Origin of the sequence: Epilithonimonas bovis DSM 19482, assembly GCF_900108115.1 — a bacterium.
Lineage (GTDB): Bacteria > Bacteroidota > Bacteroidia > Flavobacteriales > Weeksellaceae > Epilithonimonas > Epilithonimonas bovis.
Window position 1 is genome coordinate 1 of the sequence record NZ_FTPU01000071.1, and the last position, 4,753, is coordinate 4,753.

Here is a 4,753-nt window from a genome sequence, read left to right on the forward strand (position 1 = left end):
CAAACTAAATCGAAGATATTTCGGAGACAAACTATTCGAAAGGCTCATTATTGCTAATATTACAGCAGTATGATTAAAAACGGATATACATATAATAATTAGAAACAATGACAAAAAAAATTGAAAATATTAAGCTACCTAACCAAGATGAAACTGATAAAATGTGGAATAACATTTCTTCAAGAATTGAAAAAAATAAAAAATATTCCATAAAAATCAGGTCATCTATTGCTGCAGTAATTTTGTTATTCTTGTCTTTAGGATTTCTTTTGGGCTATAATGAGTTTCTGAAACCGAGAACATATCAGGCAGTAGCAGGAAAAACTATCATTAATCTCAGAGATGGATCGCAGGTACAGCTATTAAAAGGTGGGAAACTTGTAGTTAATAGTTTTTATTTTTCTAAAGAAAGAAAAGTCTATTTAGACGGAGATGCCCTTTTTAAAATCTCCAAATCAAAGGATCATCCGTTTGTTGTTGCGACTAAAAATTATGAAACTAAAGTATTAGGAACTGTATTCACAATTTTTCAAAATAACGATAATTTTAAACTACATCTTTTTGAAGGAAAAGTTGCAGTAAAGAAAAATTCTGATCCTAATTATTACTATTTAGCACCTGCTGAAACAATGAATAATTTTGGGAATATGGATGCGATAACAATATTAAAGTCAAAAAAAATAGCAGTTAATCAATATAAGAGAGAAGACAACAATAGTATGTTGACAGCAGATTTGTTTTTTTCTGAATGTAAAGTTAAAAATGCCTTATCGATTATCGAAAATATTTATGGTATTAAAATAGAATATCCGGCTGAGTACGCAAATGAGACTTTTTCGGGTGATCTCAAAAATGAGTCAGTAGAAACAATACTCAAATCATTAGCCTTTTATTTAAATCTAAATCTTATTAAAAATGGTCAAAATTTTAAACTTGAAAAGTAACATCTGGAAACTATTAGTTAAAAGACTTATAACCAGTAATTAAAAAAAAAACCGGCATTGGGAGTGCCGGTATATAAAATCAATAACAATCATAATAAAGTTACTAATTAAACATTGCAAAAATAATGAAAAAAATTACTTGCTATACTGCAGTTGTATTTTTTATTACTTCTTCATATTACTATTCACAATTAAAATCAGAAAAAATAGTAGATTTTACTGCAAAAAATATTTATGCAGACGAAGTTTTAAACAAATTAGCTGCCACTAATAATTTGAAAATTGTTTATTCAAAAGAGAAATTAAAAAAATATAAAATACAGGAAGTCAGATGCAAAGAACAGACTGTATCCCAGTGTGTTAAAAAGATTCTTGAAAATTTACCTTTTGATTATCAAATTAATGGCAATATTATCACAGTTAGGAGTCGGGAAGCAAAAACCTTACCCAGTTCGGAAAATGAAGTAGATAATCCGCAAGATCATAGCGTCTCGGGCATAGCAATAGGGCAGATGCGGGTAGTCACCGGTACGGTAACAGCGCAACAGAAGCCCATACAGGGCGCATCAGTCTTCCAGCAGGGCACTGCCACCGTGGCCACCACCAATGCCTCCGGGCAGTATCAGCTGAGCATATCGGGCAAAGATCCCGTGGTTGTCATCCGCCACCAGGACTACCCGGAGCGCAGGCTACAGGTGGGGGAGAAGGCCGTAGTGGATGCGGAACTGTCTCCCAAAGAAAACCAGATTGAGGAAGTCGTGCTCAATGCCGGCTACTACAAAGTCAAAGAAAAGGAGAGTACGGGCAGTATTGCCCGCGTAACGGCCAAAGACATCGAGAACCAGCCTGTCAACAACGTACTCTCAGCCATACAGGGCCGCATGGCGGGCGTAAGCATCGTGCAAGGCGGTGGAACCGCAGGTGGTGGATTTGATGTACAGATCAGAGGGCAGAATAGCCTTCGTAGAGAAGGTAACATTCCATTGTACGTGATAGACGGTGTTCCTCTGGGGGCGGCCATCAGTTCTCAATATTCCACACAGGTACTTCCTATGCTAAACATTAACCCTCTTAATGCCATCAATCCCAACGATATCGAAAGCATCGAAATATTGAAAGATGCTGATGCCACAGCAATCTACGGAAGCCGTGGTGCTAATGGTGTTATTCTGGTGACTACCAGAAACGGAAAATTGGGCAAGGCCAGATTTTCACTGAATACCAGTTTTGGGGTAAGCAGGGCATTGATCGGACTTCAAATGATGAATAGCCAGCAATACCTCAATATGCGGCGACAGGCGTATCAAAACGATGGTATTAATAGCTATCCTGCGACGGCCTACGACGTCAACGGGACATGGAGTCCGGATTCCTATACTGACTGGCTTAAAAAACTGATCGGAAATACCGCAACCACCTCAGACATCAGATTATCGGTGAATGGTGGAAGTAAAGGGACACAATTCATTATCAGCACAGGCCATAACGAGCAAACCACCGTATTTGATAAAAACTTCAAGTATGTTACCAACAGCCTTTCAAGTCAGCTATCGCACCGTTCGGAAGATAAAAGGTTCAACATTAGTCTTTCGAATATGCTTAGCCAGCAGAAGAACAATGTGCTCAATGAGGATGTCACCAATAAGGCAACTTTGCTCTCTCCCAATGCACCAGCATTATATAAGCCGGACGGCAGCATAAACTGGGAGAACAATACTTTTGTGAATCCTATGGCAGGCTTCAATGCTACCTATCAGAATGAAAACCTCCAGCAGATAACAAATCTTACAACCCAATTGGAGTTAGTTCCCAACATCACACTTAAGCTGAATGCAGGACTGACACATAACAGTTTTGAAGAATGGTCGTTGCGACCTAATACAATCTATAATCCCGCCTATGTTACAGGTCAGTCCAGCTTTTACTCGGCGGCCTCTAAAAGTAGCCACAGCCAGCTGTCCTATATTCTTGAGCCCCAGATCAACTGGGATTACAAAAAAGAAAGACATGCCTTTTCAATACTGGTAGGTTCCAGCTTACAGAACGAAACAAACAAAAGAGAGGCAATCACGGGAAGCGGCTTTGAGAGCAATGCCTTTATCAATAACCTGGCGGCGGCACAGACCAAGAATATCGTCGACCAGAGCGAGACGGAATACAGGTACGCTGGTTTCTTTGCAAGGGTCAATTATCAGTTAGACAATAAGTACTTCGTCAATATCACGGGTCGCCGGGATGGGAGCAGTAGGTTTGGGACCAACAGGAAGTTCGCCAACTTTGGAGCTGTGGGCGCAGCATGGCTGTTTAGCAAAGAAAGGGGTCTGAAAGACCTGAGTTGGCTGAGCTTCGGGAAACTCCGTGCCAGTTTAGGTACTGCGGGAAGTGATAATATTGGAGACTATCAGTACCTGAATACCTATATCGTTTCTGCCCAAGGCTACAACGGGGTTAATGGACTGGATCCTTCACGTCTCTTTAATCCAGATTACAGCTGGGAAAAGACTCAAAAGATGGAGGTAGCATTGGAAACTTCATTTTTAAATAACCGGTTAAATATGACAGCATCGTACTATCGGAACAGATCATCCAACCAGCTGGTGGGATATCAGCTTCCCGCTACCACGGGTTTTGCCTCGGTATTGGCGAACCTTGCTGCCACTATAGAGAACAAAGGATTTGAATTGGAGGTCAGTACTACACCTGTTAAAGGGATTGAATTCAAATGGGAGAGTAGTTTTAATATCAGTATTCCTAAAAACAAATTGCTGTCATTTCCTGGACTGGACGGATCTACGTATGCTACCAAATATGTTATTGGCGAACCGACTAGCATCATCAAGCTCTATCAATTGGAGGGTATAGATCCTGCGACAGGGCTATATCAATTCACAGACTTTAATGGCGACGGAAAAATTTCTTCACCCGATGACAACAGAGTCATCGAGAATATAGGAGTCAGGTATTTTGGTGGATGGAGCAATACTATTACGTTTAAGAACTGGAACATCGCATTTCTTTTTCAAGGGGTTAAACAGAGAAATCTGAATTATAATACCTCGCTTCCTCTCCCGGGTGGCCTCTTTAACCAACCTGTCGAGGTGCTGGATGTCTGGTCTCCGTCCAATCCTAACGGAACATACATGCCCTACAGTACAGGGGTATTAAACAATCAGAACACTGCTCAGACTAATTTTAGAAGCAGTACAGCTACAATATCTGATGCCTCATTTATCAGGTTGAAGAACGTCCAGATTGCCTATAAGATTCCCTTTGATGGCAGTATTGTCAAAGATGCAATAATTTACGTTCAGGGTCAGAATATGTTGACAATTACCAAATATTTCGGAATGGATCCAGAGTTTACGGCACGCGGTTATCTTCCGCCTCTAAAAACTGTTTCTCTGGGCACTCAGTTTAATTTTTAATATCCTCTATACCAATGAAATCAATTATCAAATCAATCGCGTCCTAAACGTTTAAAAAAAAGTCAAAAAAAAGAGGGTTGAATTAAGTATCTCAAATTATCTTTGAGGTTGCACAACCAAACTCGTCCCTCTGATGCCAAATATAACATTGTTTTCTCAGATTATTGCAAAATTAGACCGTTCAAAATTCAATAAATTAGTTGCAAGTAAACAAACCGATAAACATACTAAAGGATTCAGCAGCTGGAATCATTTGGTTTCAATGCTTTTCTGCCAATTTGCAAAAAGCCAGTCTGTTCGGGATATAAGTAACGGGATACGTTCTGCCACCGGGAATTTAAACCATCTTGGAGTAAACAAAGCTCCCTCAAAATCTTCCATCAG

At 39.7% G+C, this 4,753-nt stretch carries 3 protein-coding genes; all 3 read left to right on the forward strand.

Translation table 11 applies throughout. From position 1 onward, the window contains the following. The first annotated feature begins 107 nt into the window (after nt 1–107). Complete coding sequence (locus tag B0B05_RS15910) at nt 108–944, forward strand: FecR family protein (protein WP_076784559.1); 837 nt, start codon at nt 108–110, stop codon at nt 942–944. Nucleotides 945–1,069: 125 nt separating this feature from the next. Further along, nucleotides 1,070–4,369 carry a SusC/RagA family TonB-linked outer membrane protein gene (locus B0B05_RS15915; protein WP_245799380.1) on the forward strand — a complete coding sequence of 1,100 codons (3,300 nt, stop codon included), beginning with the start codon at nt 1,070–1,072 and terminating at the stop codon, nt 4,367–4,369. A 133-nt stretch (nt 4,370–4,502) separates the two neighbouring features. Then, on the forward strand, nt 4,503–4,753 hold a 251-nt coding region (locus B0B05_RS15920; RefSeq protein WP_143746063.1), incomplete at its 3' end, for a DUF4372 domain-containing protein.

What these genes read in the sequence shown, in the direction of transcription:
- B0B05_RS15910 (WP_076784559.1), top strand. Translation starts at nt 108, where the DNA reads ATGACAAAAAAAATTGAAAATATTAAGCTACCTAACCAAGATGAAACT.
- B0B05_RS15915 (WP_245799380.1), top strand. Translation starts at nt 1,070, where the DNA reads ATGAAAAAAATTACTTGCTATACTGCAGTTGTATTTTTTATTACTTCT.